The 19437-nt window shown below is 47.9% G+C and carries 20 protein-coding genes; 9 read left to right on the forward strand and 11 right to left on the reverse strand.

What is annotated here, in order from left to right:
* Positions 1-95: 95 nt before the first annotated feature.
* From LQ567_RS08975 to LQ567_RS08990, 4 genes are all read left to right on the forward strand, one after another.
* Positions 96-800, forward strand: a complete 705-nt coding sequence (locus LQ567_RS08975; protein ID WP_231004162.1) for a hypothetical protein — start codon at positions 96-98, stop codon at positions 798-800.
* Between the two features lie 193 nt (positions 801-993).
* A complete protein-coding gene (gene bshB1, locus LQ567_RS08980; protein ID WP_231004163.1) occupies positions 994-1737 on the forward strand; it encodes a bacillithiol biosynthesis deacetylase BshB1 in 744 nt (247 codons plus the stop codon).
* Between the two features lie 102 nt (positions 1738-1839).
* Positions 1840-2928 carry a fatty acid desaturase family protein gene (locus tag LQ567_RS08985; protein ID WP_231004164.1) on the forward strand — a complete coding sequence of 363 codons (1089 nt, stop codon included), beginning with the start codon at positions 1840-1842 and terminating at the stop codon, positions 2926-2928.
* 188 nt (positions 2929-3116) lie between these two features.
* Complete coding sequence (locus LQ567_RS08990) at positions 3117-3587, forward strand: VOC family protein (protein ID WP_231004165.1); 471 nt, start codon at positions 3117-3119, stop codon at positions 3585-3587.
* Between the two features lie 203 nt (positions 3588-3790).
* Here LQ567_RS08990 and ruvA read toward each other — a convergent pair whose 3' ends face one another.
* The gene (gene ruvA, locus LQ567_RS08995) at positions 3791-4378 is read right to left on the reverse strand and encodes a Holliday junction branch migration protein RuvA (protein ID WP_231004166.1); all 588 of its coding nucleotides are present in this window, start codon (positions 4376-4378) and stop codon (positions 3791-3793) included.
* Between the two features lie 102 nt (positions 4379-4480).
* Between ruvA and LQ567_RS09000 the strand changes: the two genes are divergently transcribed.
* Complete coding sequence (locus LQ567_RS09000; RefSeq protein WP_231004167.1) at positions 4481-5488, forward strand: beta-ketoacyl-ACP synthase III; 1008 nt, start codon at positions 4481-4483, stop codon at positions 5486-5488.
* Between the two features lie 174 nt (positions 5489-5662).
* Here LQ567_RS09000 and LQ567_RS09005 read toward each other — a convergent pair whose 3' ends face one another.
* The 4 genes from LQ567_RS09005 to LQ567_RS09020 all read right to left on the reverse strand — a co-directional run bounded on the left by LQ567_RS09005 (position 5663) and on the right by LQ567_RS09020 (position 9471).
* Positions 5663-6814 (reverse strand): lipoprotein N-acyltransferase Lnb domain-containing protein, encoded by a 1152-nt coding sequence (locus LQ567_RS09005; RefSeq protein ID WP_231004168.1) that lies wholly within the window; start codon positions 6812-6814, stop codon positions 5663-5665.
* Positions 6815-6829: 15 nt separating this feature from the next.
* Entirely contained in the window at positions 6830-7369 is a 540-nt protein-coding gene (locus tag LQ567_RS09010) for a YceI family protein (RefSeq protein ID WP_231004169.1), read from the reverse strand.
* 17 nt (positions 7370-7386) lie between these two features.
* Complete coding sequence (locus tag LQ567_RS09015; protein ID WP_231004170.1) at positions 7387-7749, reverse strand: CoA-binding protein; 363 nt, start codon at positions 7747-7749, stop codon at positions 7387-7389.
* Positions 7750-7830: 81 nt separating this feature from the next.
* Positions 7831-9471, reverse strand: a complete 1641-nt coding sequence (locus LQ567_RS09020; protein ID WP_231004171.1) for a pyruvate dehydrogenase complex dihydrolipoamide acetyltransferase — start codon at positions 9469-9471, stop codon at positions 7831-7833.
* A gap of 203 nt (positions 9472-9674) precedes the next feature.
* On the opposite strand from LQ567_RS09020, the gene LQ567_RS09025 reads away from it, so the two are divergent.
* Entirely contained in the window at positions 9675-10325 is a 651-nt protein-coding gene (locus LQ567_RS09025; RefSeq protein ID WP_231004172.1) for a hypothetical protein, read from the forward strand.
* Between the two features lie 58 nt (positions 10326-10383).
* Here the strand turns inward: LQ567_RS09025 and LQ567_RS09030 are convergent, their stop codons facing one another.
* From LQ567_RS09030 to LQ567_RS09045, 4 genes are all read right to left on the reverse strand, one after another.
* Entirely contained in the window at positions 10384-10692 is a 309-nt protein-coding gene (locus tag LQ567_RS09030; RefSeq protein ID WP_231004173.1) for a rhodanese-like domain-containing protein, read from the reverse strand.
* Between the two features lie 29 nt (positions 10693-10721).
* Positions 10722-11561 carry a PASTA domain-containing protein gene (locus LQ567_RS09035; protein ID WP_231004174.1) on the reverse strand — a complete coding sequence of 280 codons (840 nt, stop codon included), beginning with the start codon at positions 11559-11561 and terminating at the stop codon, positions 10722-10724.
* Between the two features lie 137 nt (positions 11562-11698).
* The gene (locus LQ567_RS09040) at positions 11699-12688 is read right to left on the reverse strand and encodes a D-alanine--D-alanine ligase (protein ID WP_231004175.1); all 990 of its coding nucleotides are present in this window, start codon (positions 12686-12688) and stop codon (positions 11699-11701) included.
* A 61-nt stretch (positions 12689-12749) separates the two neighbouring features.
* On the reverse strand, positions 12750-13097 hold the full coding sequence (locus tag LQ567_RS09045) for a 4Fe-4S dicluster domain-containing protein (RefSeq protein ID WP_231004176.1): 348 nt from the start codon (positions 13095-13097) through the stop codon (positions 12750-12752).
* 71 nt (positions 13098-13168) lie between these two features.
* Between LQ567_RS09045 and LQ567_RS09050 the strand changes: the two genes are divergently transcribed.
* The 3 genes from LQ567_RS09050 to LQ567_RS09060 all read left to right on the forward strand — a co-directional run bounded on the left by LQ567_RS09050 (position 13169) and on the right by LQ567_RS09060 (position 17081).
* Positions 13169-14176, forward strand: coding sequence for an acyl-CoA reductase (locus LQ567_RS09050; protein WP_231004177.1), 1008 nt, complete (start codon positions 13169-13171; stop codon positions 14174-14176).
* A gap of 187 nt (positions 14177-14363) precedes the next feature.
* Positions 14364-15926 (forward strand): trypsin-like peptidase domain-containing protein, encoded by a 1563-nt coding sequence (locus tag LQ567_RS09055; RefSeq protein ID WP_231004178.1) that lies wholly within the window; start codon positions 14364-14366, stop codon positions 15924-15926.
* Between the two features lie 288 nt (positions 15927-16214).
* The gene (locus LQ567_RS09060) at positions 16215-17081 is read left to right on the forward strand and encodes a universal stress protein (protein ID WP_231004179.1); all 867 of its coding nucleotides are present in this window, start codon (positions 16215-16217) and stop codon (positions 17079-17081) included.
* A gap of 20 nt (positions 17082-17101) precedes the next feature.
* Here LQ567_RS09060 and LQ567_RS09065 read toward each other — a convergent pair whose 3' ends face one another.
* Positions 17102-17752, reverse strand: coding sequence for an alpha/beta hydrolase (locus LQ567_RS09065; RefSeq protein ID WP_231004180.1), 651 nt, complete (start codon positions 17750-17752; stop codon positions 17102-17104).
* Positions 17753-17929: 177 nt separating this feature from the next.
* Positions 17930-19252 (reverse strand): aspartate kinase, encoded by a 1323-nt coding sequence (locus LQ567_RS09070; protein ID WP_231004181.1) that lies wholly within the window; start codon positions 19250-19252, stop codon positions 17930-17932.
* Positions 19253-19437 lie beyond the last annotated feature (185 nt).

Here is a 19437-nt window from a genome sequence, read left to right on the forward strand (position 1 = left end):
TCAGGTACCACAAAGCAAATACCCCTTGTTGCGAATGGGGATATCCATGCGTCTTACAGATATATCCACTACTATCCATGACCGCAATCAACCATATGAGGCTACTGTATAAGCCCATCCGCACCGGCGCCCTGCTCCTGGTGTGCAGCCTGCTGCTTTTCGCCTGCCAGAAAGAAGACCTGCAACCGCAATTGATCATTGACCCGGTGGAAGGACGCATCCTTGCAGCAGATACCCTCCGCTCAGGCAGTTTTTTGGGCATGCAGATCGGGGATTCGCATGAGACGGTATATGAAAAAATCAAAAGCATCGGGCTGGAAAAGAATATCGACATGCTTTGGGTAACCAATCCACAATTTTCGGGCATCGAAGTATTGAAGGGCAAGCTGGGCTATTATTCCGATCTGCGGCTGAGCAATCAATCCCATCCCTCGGAATATGTGCTCTTTCAGATTGAAAACGACCGCATCAAAACCATTTATAACCCGGAAGGCCGGCAGCTTCCCCAATGGCCCGGGGGCCGGCAATACCGATATACCATCAACGCCGGAGATTCTGTTAATGTGCTTTACCCCAAACTGCTGCAGTTGCAGTCCAACGCCCGGTATAAAGACTATTTTTCCGCCATATCTGCCTTTGCAAAGTTTATCAGCAAACCATATGATGCCCGGATGTCTGGTTCCGCCGAATGGTATTTAAATTACCGGCAGCCCGATAAAAAAAGCGTAACCCGGAACACCCTTCTCTTTAAAGACGGAACTTTACAGGAAATACGGACCCTCGTACAGGCAACGCCTTAGTATAGCGAACCATTACTTTCATTGCAAGCACGGTTCCGTTCAGCGATAAGAGCGCCCGGATCGCTAACGCTTATACCCGCATTCCCGTACCCTTCTCAGCCACCTACCTGAACATTCTGCTTTTTCTTTTGTTTCTTTGCCAATATGTAGGGAAACAGGCTTTTTTGCCTGCAACAAAAACAAACACTCGTTCATGAAATTAGACATACTCGCTATTGGCGTTCATCCGGATGATGTAGAACTCTGCTGTGCCGGAGCACTGTTAAAGGAGATCCAGGCCGGTAAAAAAGCCGGTATCGTTGATCTTACCCAGGGAGAACTGGGAACAAGGGGTACCAAAGAAACCCGTTATGCAGAAGCTGCGGAGGCCGCAAGGATTATGGGCGTTTCCGTTCGGGAAAACCTGAAAATGCGGGATGGCTTTTTCCGCAACGATGAAGAGCACCAGCTCCGGCTGATAAAAGTGATCCGGAAATACCGGCCCGATATCGTTTTGGGCAACGTGTTGGAAGACCGTCACCCGGATCATGGGCGTGCCGGACACCTGATCAATGACGCCTGCTTTTTATCGGGCCTTTCGAAAATAGAAACAACGGACGATGATGGCACCCCGCAGCAAAAATGGCGTCCCTCCTATTTTTTCCAGTATATGCAGGACTGGTACCATGAGCCCAGTGTGCTGATTGATATTTCCTCGGTGATCGATCTGAAAATGAAGGCCATTGAGGCCTACCGCACACAGTTTTATACAGGAACCCCTGATAAGGGCGACACCGGCCCCCAAACCTATATTTCCACCCCGGATTTCCGGGAAAGCATCCTGGCAAGGAGCCGGATGCTAGGTAAACGCATCGGGGTAAAACACGCTGAAGGGCTGATAACCACGAAGATTATCGGCATGGAAAACCTGTCGTCGGTGATCCTTAACGAAACTTAAGGACAAATGTTAAAATAACGACAAATATTTTACCAGAATAAGACACGCAGGGCTGACGTATTTTAGCTACCTTTGCACCCCAATAAAATATAAATTCTAACAATGGCTTTTCCCAAGTTTGCAACGCCCCCTCCTCCTTCGTTCCATACGGTTCTGAAAAATCGTATACACGATTATTTCGAGTCGAAAGGCGTTCGCAGCACCGGCAATTTCCGCCTGTACTCAAAAGCCTTGTTCCTTGTAGTAGGGTTTCTGGCAATTTATGTACACCTGGTCTTTTTTACCCCTCCCACCACCTGGGCCATTATTGAATGCCTGTTGCTGGGGTTATTTACCTCGGCCATTGGCTTTAATATCATGCACGATGGCGCACATGGAAGTTTCAGCAGCAAGCCCTGGGTAAATACGCTGGCGGCGTCTTCATTAAACTTCCTGGGAGCCAATACCTTTATGTGGAAGATGAAGCATAATGTCATTCACCACGCTTACACCAATATTGATGGTATTGATGATGACCTGGATGCCAAACCCTTTTTAAGGTTATGCGAAACCCAGAAATACCACAAAATGCACCGGTACCAGCATTTCTATTTCTGGCTGGCTTATTCCCTCCTGTATCTTTTCTGGATCTTTTTCTCTGATTATAAGAAGTATTTTACGGGTAAAGTGGGTGAAATTCCGCTGAAAAAAATGAAGCCAAAGGACCACATCACTTTCTGGGGATTTAAGCTATTGCATATTTTCCTATTTGTGGTATTACCTATTTACATGCTGGGTTTTGAAACCTGGGGCATCGGATTTCTGACCTATACGCTTTTTGCCGGCTTTGTGCTCAGCGTTGTATTCCAGCTGGCCCATACGGTAGAACATACCCACTTCCCGGTGGTAAATGCCCAAAACAACAAGGTAGACGACGAATGGGCCATCCATCAGCTGAAGACCACCGCCAATTTTGCTACCAGGAACCGGCTGGCCTGCTGGTTTATGGGCGGCCTGAACTTCCAGGTAGAACATCACCTGTTTCCCAAGATTTCGCATATTCATTATCCCCGGATCAACAAGATCATTAAAAGCACCTGCGCCGAGTTTAATGTGCAATACATCGAATACCGGCGGGTACACAATGCGTTTGTTTCTCACGTTTCTTACTTAAAGGAGCTGAGCCGGCCCGGCGTTGCACATCATCATTAAAACGCCGTTTTTTCACTGATATATCTTTCCGCTTTTAGCGTGTGGTGTATGCCCAGGCCATGCCGTGATGCATGCTGCGCTGTGCGGACCGGCCCCATGCCGGCATGAAATTTAAAATCCGGTAAGGGCCGCAGGTTCTCATGTATAAAATCGATACATTTGGTTTTATAAACCGCATATTCCCTGCCATGAAAAGAGTACAGTTGATCCTTACTTTTATTGTTGTTACTGTTATGAATCTACATGCCCAGCAATCAAATAACCGGCCGGTTGTGCTGTCCAATCACCAGGCCATCTATGTAACCGATCTTAAAAAAGCAGCCGCCTTTTATGCAGATATTATCGGTTTGGAACAGGTAGATGAACCCTTTAAGATCGGCAAACATGCCTGGTTCAAAACCGGCCCGAAAACCACCCTTCACATCATCCTGGGTGCAGATAAGCCCAGGGAATATTTCAAGAACAACCATATGTGTTTTACGGTAGCCTCCCTGGATGATTTCATCCGGAAACTGAACCAGCATAAAGTACCTTATGAAGATGTAAGTGGCAAACAGGGCTCCATTACTACCCGCGTAGACGGTGTAAAACAGATCTGGCTCCGCGATCCCGACAATTACTGGATTGAGATCAACAATGATCCGTCGATGTTTGAGTAGGCAGTTTTTAGAATTGGGAATCGAGAATCGAGACCTGAGATTTGAGCGGTCAGCATTTAGCATTCAGCGTTCAGCCTTCAGTTATCAGCTATCAGATTTGAGATTTGAGATCTGAGATCTGAGATTTCATCTATCAACCTCAGTCATGAAGCGCGAACTCTTGTTTCCTGAATTTAAGATCCGGATCTTTAGAACTTAGTGGGCTAAATGCCCTTCAGCGCTTTCTTCACCAGTTGTTCCAAACCGGTTTCCGGTTCCTGTGCAAGTACTTTTTGAACCGCCTGTTCGGCCTGCGCCCGTTGAATACCCAGGGCCAGCAACGCCTCCACCGCATCCTGTCTTACAGAAGGCACCGCTGTTAGCGCCTGTTCTACCGGCAGATCAATGTGCAGCTTGCCCAGCTTATCTTTTAACTCCAGCACCGCCCGCTCAGCTGTTTTCTTGCCGATGCCCTTTATGCGCTCCAGGCTTTTTGCATCTCCATAGGTTATAGCCTTAACCACCTCATCCGGCTTCATATAAGACAGGATTAACCGGGCCGTTCCGGCACCAATACCCGACACGCCGATCAATCCCAGGAAGATATCTTTTTCCCTGCTATCCGCGAAGCCATACAGCAACTGGGCATCCTCCCTTATCAGAAGATGCGTAAACAGCAATCCCTCACCGAGGGCTTCAATTTTGGAATAAGTGTTCAAACTGATGTTTACCTCATAGCCCACGCCATTCACGTCTACGATTACAGAAGACGGCGTTTTAAACGCAAATTTTCCTTTCAGATATGCATACATGACGCGAATTTAAATTTCTAATTTTGATTTTTCCATTTCTAATTTATGATTTTCAATTCCCGTACATTCACCCTAACTTTGGCGCTAAATTTTTTTTACCAGATGAGCAACAAAGTTACAGCGGCCATCACGGCAGTGGGCGGATATGTTCCTGAAGACAAGTTAACAAATTTTGACTTGGAGAAGATTGTAGATACGACCGATGAATGGATCCGCACACGAACAGGGATCACGGAACGCAGGATCCTGAAAGGCGAGGGAAAAGGAACTTCAGAAATGATCGTGCCTGCTGTAAGGCAACTTTGTGAAAAGAGAGGGATCGACCCGATGGAGATCGATTGCCTGATTGTGGCAACCGTTACCCCGGATATGGTATTCCCGGCTACTGCAAACCTGGTTTGTGATAAGATCGGCGCAAAGAATGCCTGGGGCTTTGATGTATCGGCTGCCTGCTCCGGTTTCTTATATACCTTAACCCTGGGGGCCTCGCTTATTGAAAGTGGGCGTTATAAAAAAGTAGTAGTGGTGGGTGCCGATAAAATGAGCTCGATTATCGACTATACGGACCGGGCCACCTGTATCATTTTTGGCGATGGTGCAGCTGCTGTTTTGCTGGAGCCCAGCCAGAATGGCCATGGCATTAAGGATAGCATCCTCAAAAGCGATGGAAGCGGCGCGCAGTACCTGAGAATGAAAGCTGGCGGATCGATGTACCCGGCAAGTGCGGAAACCGTTGCCGCGCGCGAGCACTATGCTTACCAGGAAGGCAAAACCGTTTTCAAATTTGCCGTTACCGGCATGGCAGACGTAAGCGCCCAGCTCCTAGAGCGCAACCAGCTGACCGGTGAAGATATTGCATGGCTGGCTCCGCACCAGGCCAACCTCCGCATCATTGATGCCACGGCTCAACGCATCGGGCTTCCACAAGAAAAGGTGATGATCAATATTCAGAAGTTTGGTAATACAACTGCAGCCACCATTCCGCTTTGTCTTTGGGAGTGGGAAAACCGGCTAAAAACCGGCGATAAGATTGTTCTGGCGGCCTTTGGCGGAGGTTTTACCTGGGGTGCAACGCTGGTAGAATGGGCCTATGATCCCGCTGAAAAGTGAGTCAGCGGCTGGCCTTCTGTTATCCGCTGATTTCGGCGCGGGATTGGGGATTTGACATACAGCGTGAAGCGCTAAACGGATCTAACCTGCAACCTTAAACCTCAACCATTAAACCGCTGCCTGCAGGATTTAACATATCCGATAACGGATCTTAAATATAAGATGGAAGCGCCTTCAATGCGATACACTGTTTTTAAAATTGTACGCATAAATGATCCCCAAAGCCGCCAGCAACGGCGCAGTTTCTTTTAACGGCAATTGCTGGATACCGGAAACATGCACCGCAAACGCTGCAATAAGTCCCATAATGGCAAAAGGATAATAGTACTTCCCCACCCGCTTATTCCTGATAAAAACAATGATGGCATTGAGCGGCATCGCCCACAGGATATTCCAGTTATAAGCACAGGACTGGTGGTTGGTAAAAAACCACATAAACAGCAGCTGCAAACCAATTAACCCGGTAATAAAAAGAATTGCGGCAGTCACCAGCTTACGACACCGATGCAGCAGGGGTATAAAATGAACAGCAAGCACCAGCAATAACACCAGTAAAAAAACAAGGAATGGCACATTAACGGTATGCGCAGGTGCTGCTATCTTTTCCTTCAGCAATACCTGGCTGCTAACAAAAGTATGACCGCGATACCGGGCATGCTGCAACCCGTTATAAAGATAGTCCGGCAAGAACATGGAATGAAAATCACTCATCGGCGCATCTACCGGGCGGCCCAAAATGATATCGATCCCCAAACCTTGCCATGGTTTCCCTTCCAGGTACTGATCGATCACTTCCCGGAAGCGCAAGCGCTTTCCGTCCAACGCCGGTCCAAAGTGAAAAGAAGTATCCAGGGTGGCCGGAAAAATATCCCGTACCCTTGTGGCACAGTTGTCAAAAAGAAAATCATACCGGTATGCCCGGTTTTCCGGCAACCGGTTCGTTTCTAAAAATGCCCGGATCTTTTTTGCATCCACCGGATCCAGCTGCAACACCTGTTCCGTCACCCTCCTGCCCTCCCGGCTATAGCTGTATAAGAACTGGTCAAAATCTTCTGCATCCAGGAGATACAACAGTTTTCCCAGAGTAAATTTTGTATAGAAATCGGGGTCGTTAAAATCAAAGGTACCGTAGTTGTAAACGATATCGGTTCCATGAAGGCTGTCTACAACCCGTACCGCAGTATGCCCAAAAGACGTGTACAATTCATCGCCCGTTCCGCAGGTAAGAACGCTGATCCTGTATGTGCCCGCCGCCGTGTCTGGCTGTGCCCATATACCCGAAACCGTTAAAAGAAATAACAGCCCGGTCAGCAATATCTTTATCATAGCAAAAGAGGCCGGTTACTTTTTTGCAAGTACGGAAAGCATTACCGTTACCTTATCGGCCATGGTAATACTGCTTCGGCCTATTTTATAATCGAGCCGGTTCAGGGAAAAATTTGAGGTCATCAGATAGCCTCCGTCAACAGGCTTGGCAATAAAATCAAATTTGATATTTTTGGAAATGCCATGCATGGTGAGTATGGCTTCGGCATAGTAAATATTCCCCTGTTTGGGAAGGATGCGGGTAGACTGGATGCGGATCTCCGGGTATTGCGCTGCATCAAAAAAGTCAGCCTGTTTCAGGTGATTGTCACGCCGCTGAATATTAGTGTTGATCGTATTCACATCCACCGTTACATCAAAAGAGCTCTTGCTCCAGTCGGCAGCATTGACATGGATCACGCCTTTCAACCCCTGAAAGCTGCCGTCTACATCCACCCCCATATTCTTGATCACAAATCCAACCTTGCTTTCCGCTTCTACGGGTTTTAAAGACTGTGCCGGCAGCATGCTGCTGAATACAACCGCCGTAATAAGCAATAGCATTACTTTTCTCATAGCTTCCAAGTTTTAAGTTAAAATTGATTGGTAGTTAATAACACCAGGGTACAGGCTTCAACCGGTTCAATTCCCTGCTCTTTCGCTTTTTGTGCCAATACTTCATTTTCCGCGCCCGGGTTAAAAATGATCCGGCGGGGATGCAGCTTCAGAATATACGCTTCATACTGTTGCTGGTGTGCAGGATTCAGGTAAAGTGTTACAGTATCTACCCCCTGCTCATCGGTTTGTTCTTTCTGTATCGGCACATCACCTATCTGCCCCTCCCGTTTACCAATGGCCACCACCTCATGTCCATGCGTCCGTAACCGTTTAACAGCCATATTGCTATAGCGTGCGGGATTTTCGGAAGCGCCGAGTACAACTGTTTTCTTGCTCATACGTTTTCGTCTCCATATAATAGAACAGGCTGCTCCGTTAAAGGTTGCAGCCTGTTCTATTTATTTGATGATCATTTTTGCTTAAACCAGCATCCGGAGCGGCTCTTCCAGCAATTGTTTCAGCGTTTGCAGGAATGCAGCACCCGTAGCTCCATCTACTACCCGGTGATCGCAGGTGAGGGTTACCTTCATAATATTTCCGATCCCGATCTGCCCGTTCTTTACCACCGGTACTTCATTGATGGCCCCTACGGCCAGGATACAGGAAGCAGGCGGATTAATGATGGCCGTAAACGCTTCGATGCCAAACATGCCAAGGTTAGAGATCGTAAATGTATTTCCTTCCCAGTCTGAGGGCTGTAATTTTTTGTTCTTCGCCTTCTGTGCAAAGTCTTTTACTTCTCCTGCAATCTGAGATAACGACTTGGTATCGGCAAACCGTACCACCGGAACCAGCAGACCGTCTTCTACTGCTACTGCTACCCCGATGCTTACATGATGATTTACCCGGATGGATTCTCCCATCCAGCTGCTGTTGATGGCGGGGTGCTTTTTCAGCGCCACGGCACAGGCTTTCAGCACCATGTCGTTAAATGAGATCTTATTGGCCGAAATTTCATTGAGCTGGGCACGACTGGCCACTGCCTTATCCATATTGATCTCCATCGTAAGATAAAACTCCGGTGCGGAGAATTTCACCTCAGAAAGACGGCGGCTGATGGTTTTACGCATTTGTGAAACCGGAACATCGTCAAAGCTTTCCTGTCCTGCCGGAGCCGCTGCCGGAGCAGTTGCGGGCGACGAAGCAGGGCTTTGAGCCGCTGCAGGCTGATAGTTATCGATATCGGATTTGATGATTCTTCCATTATCGCCGCTTCCTTTTATGCGGCTGAGATCCACACCTTTTTCGGCGGCCAGTTTTTTTGCCAGCGGTGAAGCTTTTATACGGCCATCACCAGCAGCAACCGGGGCCGCTTCTGCAGCCGGGGCAGTCACTGCTGCCTGTTGTGGTTCCGGAGCGGCCGTTTCGTTTGCTGCTGCTGCAGGGGCTGCACCGCCACCTTTTACCGCCGCAACGATGGCATTCACATCTACCTTACCGGCATCGCCGATGATGCAAAGCAGGTCGTTCACCTGGATCTTTTCACCTTTAGCCGCACCCTGGTAAAGCAATGTTCCGTTCTTGTAGCTTTCCAGTTCCATGGTGGCCTTATCGGTTTCGATTTCTGCCAGCAAATCTCCTTTTTTAATAGGATCTCCTACATTTTTTGCCCAGCTGGCAATCACGCCTTCTGTCATGGTATCGCTCAAACGGGGCATCAGCACCACTTCTTCCATTTTTGACACATCCACTGCGGGAGCTGCCGCAGCCTGTGGTTCTTTCGGTGCCTCTTTAGGCGCCTCAGCAGCCGGTGCTGCAGTTTTTGCGGCCGGAGCAGCGGCACTACCACCGTTACCTCCAACCAAACCGGAAATATCTTCACCAGCCTCGCCTACTATTGCCAACAGGTCGTCTACCTGTAATTTGCTTCCTTTGGGGCCACCCAAGTGGAGGATCACTCCATCTTTATAGCTTTCCAGCTCCATAGTGGCTTTATCCGTTTCAATCTCCGCCAGCAAATCACCTTTTTTAACGGGATCTCCTACTTTTTTATGCCAATCTGCGATAACTCCTTCAGTCATGGTATCACTCAAACGGGGCATTAATATCTTCTCGGCCATTACCTATTTTATTTTCGCCGAAATTAAGATAAAATGATGAATTTGCGGGAAAAGAGTGTATATAGTATATACACATTTTAATTCACTATTATTCCAGGAGTTTACGTTCTTTTTATCCGTTCAAAAGATCAAACAGATATTGTATTTTTTCATACGCAACCATTTCCTTAATTTGGCTCGTCTGTACAATGTATTGAATAGAAATGAAAAAAACAGTTTTAACAGTATTAACGGGATTCTTGTTCAGTACCGCAATTTGGGGGCAGAAAAAACTGACTGAAGCTACCATTTATTACGATATCGTGATCAATACCAACAGCAGTAAACCCGGCAAGGCGGATATGATGGATGGCGCTACCAGCGTTACCTACCTGAAAGGGAATGCCGGCCGGTCTGATATGATCAGCTCACTGGGTACCCAGTCCGTCATTTTTGAGGGCAAAACCGGCAGTGCCACCATTTTAACCAGCTACGGTGAACAAAAATTCATGAAGCAGCTAACCCCTGCCGACTGGAAGGATCATAATAAAAAATACGAGAACATCACCTACAGTATTGAAAACGAATTTAAGACCATTGCCAACTACAGTTGCCAGAAGGCGGTAGGCAAACTGAGCGACGGCACCACGTTTACCGTTTACTTTACAAAGGACCTGGTTCCTGTAAATACAGAATTCCTGTTCATGAACAAGAATCTTCCCGGCCTGGTGATGGAGTATGAAGCCACCGATGGCAAAACAAAAGTGACCAACACGGTATCGAATATCGACTTTGGAGCCGTGCCCATGTCAAAATTCGACCTCCCGGAATCCGGGTACCGGTTGATCCCCTATGCCGATAAAAGCAAAAAGTGATCCTATAAAAAAAGTGCCTTCCGGCACTTTTTTAGTTTTATCCGCAAAGCCATGCTTCTTATTGTTCAAAGGCTTCCTGCCAGGCCAGCACGCCCCCTTCTACATTCACGGTATTTTTAAACCCCATAGAGTCCAGCAACAAACAGGCAGCAGCGCTTCGTTTTCCGCTACGGCAGTGAATGATCACTTCTTCCTCTTTTAAAGGTTCCAGTTCATCCACCTCCATATTCTGAATGTTTCCCAGGGGAATCAGCTTCCCGCCAATATTGTATTCTTCATATTCTGCCGGCTCTCTTACATCGATCAGGTTGATTTTTTCACCATTGTCGATTCTCTTTTTAAGTTCCTGAACAGTAATGGTATTCATATTTCTTATTTTAAATGTGATCAAAACGATTACTCCGGTGTGCCGGGTGTGTCTTGCTGCACCGAATCGCGGTTGTTTCCGCCGCCGGTAGAATCCACCACCGGACGTTCCACGCTCAGCCATACATCCACGATCTGTCCCCGGCGGATGGACCGTGCGTTGCCTTCCACATCAAAGCGTTCGGGGTTCTGGCGGTATACAAATGCTGCTGCGCTGTCCGTTACACCACCGGAAGTGATCACCGACCCCATGCCGATACCTTTTTCGTCCAGCAGGGCCTTTGCTTCCGCATAGGTAAGCCCCACCAGGTTGGGAACCAGGAAGGCGTTGCCCAGCCCGCTGCCGATCACAAGATCTACCCGGGAACCCTGCCTTATTTTGGCACCCGGCTGAATAGCCACTCCATTATAGAGTTGCTGCAATACCGTATTTTTTGCAAAATCGGGTTTGAAGGTCGTATCACCCAGTTTCAGCCCCATATTTTTCAGGGCAAATTCGGCGCTGCCCAAGCTGTATCCAACAATATTGGGCATCTCCACCAACGGTGGCTCGGCCCGGTTAATGGTCAGATATACGGTTCTGTTCGACTTCACTACTTCATACTCATCAGGTACCTGGCGCACGATCTGCAACGGCTTTAAGGTATCATTGAAGATACTATCCTGTACTACCAGGTCAAAACCGGCATCTGCCAGTATTTTTTCTGCCTGCGCAAGGGTTTTACCCAACAGCGGAGGAACGGTTTTCGCATCATTGTGATGGGTAAGCCATCCCAGTGAGAGAATTACGATTGAAAAAACCGCCAGCGCCAGAATAATCCCCGCCAGTATGTTTACCCAAAGTGGTCTTCTTGTTATAAAACGAAACATGTGTTGATTATACTTGGTAAATATAGGATAATTCGGCTATCGGCTGTCCGCATTCCGTGTTAAGAATCCGGAACGTGGAATGGAGCCATTCACCAAAGGCATCAGGTCCTTCACAACAGGAAACCGGTCCTTCCGTTTCAGGCCTCAAAACAGGCTTCCACCAGAAGGGTGTAAAAATCCGTCAGGCTTCCCCCTGCAGCCGCTACCTGCTGCGGTACGATACTGGCGGCACTTTGACCCGGAATGGTATTTACTTCCAGCATATATGGCCGGCCTTCTGCTTCTTTATAAATAAAATCGATCCGGATCACACCGCTGCAATTGAATACCTCGTATACCTTCCGCGCTGCCGCCCGCACTTTTTCTGCAATGGCCTCTTCTACTACCGCCGGTGTTACCTCGGTAGATTTTCCTTCATATTTGGCTTCAAAATCAAAAAACGACTGGCCGTCGTGCGCCTTCACTTCCGTGAGTGGCAGCACATGGATGGCGCCATTTGCCTTATATACACCAACGGTAAATTCCCGTCCGGAGATCATTTCTTCCACCAGCACCTGGCTATCTTCCTTAAATGCTTTTGCGATGGCATCCTCCAGGTGGGCAGCATCCTCCACTTTGCTCATCCCGATGCTGGACCCGCCGTTATTGGGTTTTACAAACACCGGCAGCTTTAATTGTTCCAGTATGGCTGCAGCGGGCACCGGCGTATGGGCAAACAGGTGCAGCGAGTTTGCCACACCAATCCCTGCCATCTTGGCCACCGCCACGGCGTACCGTTTATTAAAAGTAATCGCAGAGCTGGCGGCATCGCATCCGGTATACGGGATGCCCAGCATATCAAAATATCCCTGGAGCTTTCCGTCTTCCCCCGGTGTGCCATGCATCCCGATCAGCACTGCGTCGAACCGGATCTTTTGCCCGTTTTCCACAATGGAAAAATCATCCTTTGCAACCGGTGTTTTCTGACCGGAACGGTCTGTATAAAACCATCCTTCCGGATTGATGTCTACCACATATACCTCATACTTTTCACGGTCGAGGTGTTTTTCAATCGTAGCGGCGCTTTTATAGGAAATCACCGACTCCCCGGAAAGCCCTCCTGTTACCAACGCGATCGTTTTCTTCATATTGTCCGTTAAAGAACAGGATACGCAGCACCACGCTCCTGCTGTTCCATTCTGTTGATGATTATAAATGCAGTTTTTCTTTCTTGGCCAGTAATTCTTCTACCGTTTCCTGGTACATTTCATCCGGCACACAGCAGTCTACCGGACAAACCGACGCACATTGTGGTTCTTCATGAAATCCCTGACACTCGGTACATTTATCCGGAACAATATAGTAGGTATCGTCGCTGATCGGCGCATTTTTAAAGTGGGCGTCCACCACATTTCCGTTAAACAGTTTAAACTCACCTGTTACTGTATTGCCATCGGAAATGGTCCACTCCACTCCACCCTCATAAATGGCATTGTTCGGACACTCCGGTTCGCAGGCTCCACAATTAATGCACTCTTCTGTTATTTTTATAGCCATATTCGAATAATTATAATTTGAATGAACGTATGCTGTAAACGCTTTATTTTGTACAAAATTAATCATTGAAGATGACATTATCGCAACGCATCCGTTTATTGACCAATTTGGGTACTTATATGCAGGGAGCGAGTGATGAATGGCTCGCTGCAAAAGAGCGGGCATTCCGGAACAACGGCTGGTTCTTACCGGCGTTTATCGACCGGTCTGTACAAAACATCGCGCAGGCTTTTTTACAGGAGCCGGTATTAAAAAAATGGACGGGCTGCTATCCACAGCTGGAAGCAACACTGCACATGCCGCGGCTTGTGGGACTTGTGATGGCCGGCAACATCCCGCTGGTAGGCTTTCATGATCTTTTGTGCGTGTTCATTGCCGGTCACCGTTGCCTGATCAAGGTTTCCTCAAAAGATGAAATCCTTATTCAGCACCTGGTAGCAAAAATGATCGAATGGGAACCGGAGCTGGCTTCATGGATCCGGTTCGAAACCTTGCTAAAGGGATGCGATGCGTATATTGCCACGGGCAGTGATAATACAGCCGGGTATTTTGATTACTACTTCGCAAAATACCCCCATCTTATCCGCCGCAACCGTACTTCCGCGGCGGTGCTTACGGGCCGGGAAACACCGGAAGAACTGGACGCGCTTGCAGACGATGTATTTCTTTACTTCGGCATGGGATGCCGGAATGTAACCAAGATCTATGTACCGGAACAATACAACTTTGAACCGTTGCTGCAGGTTTTTAAAAAGTATGATTACCTGGCAGACGTGCATAAGTACAAGAATAATTACGACTATAACCTTGCCCTGTACCTACTCAACAAACGATTTTATATGAGCACACCGGCGTTGCTGCTGGTGGAAGATGCCGGGCTGTTTTCCCCGGTAAGCCAGCTGAATTATGCGTTTTACGGCAATAAGTCGAACCTGGTTGGAGAGCTGGTAAACAACCCCTCGGTACAATGCATTGTAGGGCACGATTGCATTCCCTTCGGACAGGCCCAATCGCCCGCCATTGACCAGTATGCAGACGGTGAGGATACCCTGGCATTCCTGCTTTCCTTGAACGAATGATGCGCTGCAGTAAAGCGTTTAACGATATGGTATAATTACAGGAACAGACAGGAACCGCCGAAGTACGAAGACTTTAGTAAAAGTTTGTTAAACTGACTGACAGAACTTCCGAATGTGCAGCACAGTTTGTTACTTTGTATAAGCAAGGCATAATTTTTGAAAACGAAATTTTTAAATGAATCGTAAAATGAAATTGAAACAAATTCTTTTGGTGATTGTGATAAGCATGCTGTCTGCCTTTGCAGGCGTTTTTCTTTATGGAAAATTTGCGCGCAGCGGTGGCGGCACAGCCGGTATGCCGGTAGATGGAAAATTGCCGGCCAACTATGCCAGTTTTTTTGACAGTAAAGGCAATGCTGCCGAACCCACGGATTTTACAAAAGCGGCCGAATCGGCCATCCCTGCGGTAGTACATATTAAAACAAAGATCCCCGCTAAAAAACTGGACAATAACCTGCCCAACAGAGGCCGGACCGGTGATCCTTTTGAAGATTTTTTTGGTGATATGTTTGGCCTGGGACCACAGATCCGGCCGGAGCAACGCGCCTCCGGCAGCGGGGTGATCATCAGCCAGGACGGCTATATCGTTACCAATAACCACGTAGTTTCTGATGGCGCCGATGGCGTAGCTTCTGAAATAAAAGTAACCCTGAATGAAGGACGCAAAACCTATACGGCAAAGGTTGTAGGGCGCGACCCCAGCAGCGATATCGCCGTTCTTAAAGTGGAAGCCAACAACCTTCCTTATATGATTTACGGCAATGTGGACGATGTAAAACTGGGTCAGTGGGTACTGGCCGTAGGCTATCCGTTTAACCTGGAGGCTACGGTTACCGCCGGTATTATCAGCGCCAAGGGACGCAGCATCGGTATCAATGGACAACAAAGCATGTCGCCCGTAGAATCTTTTATCCAAACGGATGCTGCGGTAAACCAGGGTAACAGCGGTGGCGCGTTGATCAATACTAACGGGCAGCTGGTGGGTATTAACTCTGCCATCCTGGCACCAAGCGGTACCTATGCCGGTTATTCCTTTGCGATCCCCGTAAATATTGTAAAGAAAGTAGTCAATGATATCATCAAGTATGGTGATGTAAAACGCGGCTACCTGGGTATCAGCTATTTTGATGAGCAAAAAACGCCGGGCGAAAATGAGCGTCGCCTGAAACAGGCCGGACTGCAGGGCGGAGACGGCGTGTATGTACTGGAAGCACCGGATGGCGGTGGTGCAGCAAAAGCCGGTATCAAAAAGGGCGATATTATTACCAAAGTGAGTGGAACACCGGTTGCATCAGGCTTACAGATGTCGGGCATTATTGCCAGTGCACAGCCAGGAGACAAGATAAAACTCACCTACCTGAGAGGAGGAAAAGAGGCTACCGCAGATATAACCCTTTCTGATAAACCGAGCGCCAGCAAACTGACCAGTTCGGATCAGATTGCCGACCAGCTGGGTGTTGAACTGGCAAATGTAGAGCCAAAGCGGGCGGAACAACTGCGCATCAATGGCGGAGGTGTGGAAATCAAAAACATCCGGCCCAATGGACTGTTAAGCAAAAGCAGGATGGATAAAGGGTTTATCATTACTGCAGCAAACGGACAACGTGTAAAATCCATCGATGAGCTGGCCAAGGTACTGGGCAGCAGCCGGAGCAGTAAAGTGGAACTGGAAGGAATCTATCCCGGTTATAGCGGGTTGTATTCTTACCAGATCAATCTTGACGGAGATGATGATTCCGGTGCCTTCTAACAGATACACTATTTATACGACCTTAAAAGCGGCGGGCTCCGGAGCCCGCCGCTTTTTTGCAAATAGAGCCCGGCAGGAAGTACCGGTGTTTTGACACGTGGTTTACCAACCCGTTACCTTTAACACAGCGGATGATTGTTGTTGCAAGTGTACCCTTTCCCGTAAACCGGAATCATCTTTTTAAAGCGGCCTGTTTTTTGTACTTTTATAGGATACAATCTGCCATCATAAACCGGCCGCATTTATACTTCACTCCTGCCGGTTATTATAGCAATTAAACACACACACATGAAAAAGATTCTGGCGCTTACCGATTTCTCAAGAAATGCAGCACATGCTATTGAATATGCATTAAGCCTGGCACCGCTTTGGCAAACGGAAGCGTTGACACTCTTGCATGTATATGAGGCACCCGTGCTTTTCCAGGCAGATCCATCCGGCGGCATGAATCCCGAAGCGGCACCGGGTTTGATTAACTATGCCCTGATCACGGAACAATCTGAAGCCATTGCCGAAAGCAGCCGGCAACGCATTCACGCGCTCAGGGAAGAACTTGCCGCTATACACCCTTCCCTATCCATTACAACCGAGGTAACGGAGGGGTTGCTGGGCGATGTGGTAAACGAGCGGCTGAAAACAGCGGGTTACGACCTGGTGGTAATGGGGATCCGGGGTAAATCAGGCCTGGAAAAAATACTTATCGGCAGCAATGCCATCAAAGCTATTGAGGGCATCCATGGTCCGTTGCTGATTGTACCCGATCAGCCAACGGATCGCATCCCCAAAAAGATCGCGCTGGCATCCGACCTCGAAATACTGAGTGATACCACTATCCGGCAGCTCGAACAGTTTGTAATGCAATTGCCGGTAAATGAGCTGCAGGTTATCAATGTAAACATGAACCCGGCGGACCCCGTTAACCAGGAACGGATCAGTGCCATTAAAGCACAGCTGCGCCGGCTGAATGTGGTAACGCATTTTCAGCAGGCGTCAAATGTAGAAGCGGGCCTGGAAGCATTTGTAAGTCAACACCAGATCTCCCTGCTAACATTTATCCACCACGAACGCAGCTTTTTCGGCCAGCTGTTTCATAAAAGTGTGGGAAAACAAATCGCCTGGAACACCACGATACCGGTGCTTCGATTAAAGGGATAAGCGGGTAACCGCAGCACTGTTTACAACTGCAGAACCTTGTTGATAATGGCACTGATCTCTGTGGCGCGGTTCCAAACCATCATATGTGTACCCTCTTTGATGGTATAGTCGGGCGTGATATGTTTTATGGGAAAGATGCGATCCCGGTCGCCGTGAATATGGATCACATTTTTAAACGCATGGGTGTTTCTCCAGTTAAGGATCTTATCAAATGACCAGTTTACATACCCAAGATTTGCCGTCTTCCGGTAGGTGTTTGCAAATTCCTGTTCTTCGGGGGTATAGGCACCCAGTCGCCGGTTGGCGATCCGGTATGCGGCTTCGCTTTGCTGGATCTTTTTCACCGGAAAGATCCGGTTTAGCCGGAGCGCACCTGCAAGCCGCATTTCCAACGGCATTTCAGACCGTTGCTTGATGCTGGAGATCAGGATTACCTGTTTGATATTCCGGAACCCGGCAATTTCCAGGGCTACCATTCCTCCAAAGGAAATACCCACCAGTATGGCCTCTTCGTCCTCAATGCCTGCTGCCATGCGCCGCGCATAGGCATTAAACGACTCCTTCGGATCCGGATCCAGCCAGTTCAAAAAACATAGCCGGGCCTTATCAATTATCAGGTTACCATAGATGCGCTCATCCACCCCAAATCCTGGTATGCAATAAAGGTTCACTTATAAGTGCTAAATTCTAAATATCAAGATACAAGCAAAGGGCATTCCGGTTCTTTGCTAAATCTCAAAATCCAAATACTACGTACTAAATTCTAAACACTAAAACCGAAGTCCCAAAACCACAGGCTCCAGAAAGTATCCCTCATTTACTATTGACTATTCACTTCTCTTCCGCTTCTAATCCAATCCAAACATCCCCTTATTCAGCTGTTTTAATAAATGCACTTTTTCGTCGGCACTTACAAGCAGCGATATATTATGCTGGCTTCCGCCATAAGATACCATACGGATGGGTACATTGCGGATCGATCCGAACAATTTCTTAATGATCTCTTCGGTTTCATTGATCCGGTATCCGACTACAGAAACAATTGTTTGATCCGTATCTACCGTCACTGTTCCCAGCACTTCCAGCTCTTTTATGATCTGCTCCAGATGATCGGCATTATCGATGGTTAAGGATACGGCCACTTCCGATGTGGTGATCATATCAATGGAGGTTTTGTATTTTTCAAATACCTCGAATACTTTCCGGAGGAATCCGTAGGCCAGCAACATCCGGCTGCTTTTAATACGGATGGCATAAATATGATCCTTGGCAGCCACGGCCTTTACACCGGTACCGGATGCATCCTGGGTGATCAATGTACCTTTGGCTTCCGGCTCCATGGTATTGAGCAACTTTACCGGTATTTTATATTGCTGTGCCGGCCATATCGATGCCGGGTGCAGGATCTTTGCTCCAAAATAGGCCAGCTCGGCAGCTTCTTCAAAGCTGAGCTGTTCAACGGGGCGGGTAGTACCTACTACCCTGGGGTCGTTGTTATGCATGCCGTCAATATCCGTCCATATTTCACAAACAGAAGCGCTGATCGCTGCTGCAATCAGGGAGGCGGAATAATCACTGCCCCCGCGTTTCAGGTTATCCACTTCTCCTCTCGCGTTGCGGCAGATGTATCCCTGTGTAACCAGAATCTTTTTATCGGAATGCTGTGCCAGCAGTTGTGTTAATTTGATCCGGATGCTGCCGATCTGCGGCTCCTCATTTTCATCGATGCTCATAAATTCCAGCGCCGGCAACAGGGCATACGATTCCCCCTGCTCCTCGAGATAAGCAGCAAATATTTTAGTGGAAAGCAGTTCGCCCTGAGCCAGTATATCCTTGCTCAATGCCTCGCTGAAGGAGATCTTCAGGATAATATTTAAGAATTCGAAATGCTCATCCACAATGGCCTGTGCTTTTGCCAGCGATGTTTCTTTTGTAAAAAGTTCCTTAAGGAATGTATTGTAATGTTCCTGCAGGTTATTGATGGACTGCTGCGCCGTATGGCGGTCGCCCCGCGCAATGGCATTTCCTATTTCTACCAATGCATTTGTAGTACCGGAAAGAGCGGAAAGCACCACTATAGCGGTTTCTTCTTCTTTCTGCAAAAGCGAAGCAATATGTTTCATCCGTTCTGGTTTACCAACACTGGTACCTCCAAATTTCATTACCTTCATGGCTCTTCTTATTTATTTCTTTTTACTATTTAGTTTATTGTTTGCAATCGTTGGGAGGCTTCGCCTTCCTAAAGGTCCGGAGACCTTTTTCACCGCCCTTACCTCCACTCCGGCCGGCCCTGTTTGCGGTTAAGATCCCCGCAGCAGGATTTGGCCCGGCCGCGAATTTCGCGAAAATTTACCAG

It is taken from the genome of Niabella pedocola, assembly GCF_021044425.1.
GTDB classification, from domain to species: Bacteria; Bacteroidota; Bacteroidia; order Chitinophagales; family Chitinophagaceae; genus Niabella; species Niabella pedocola.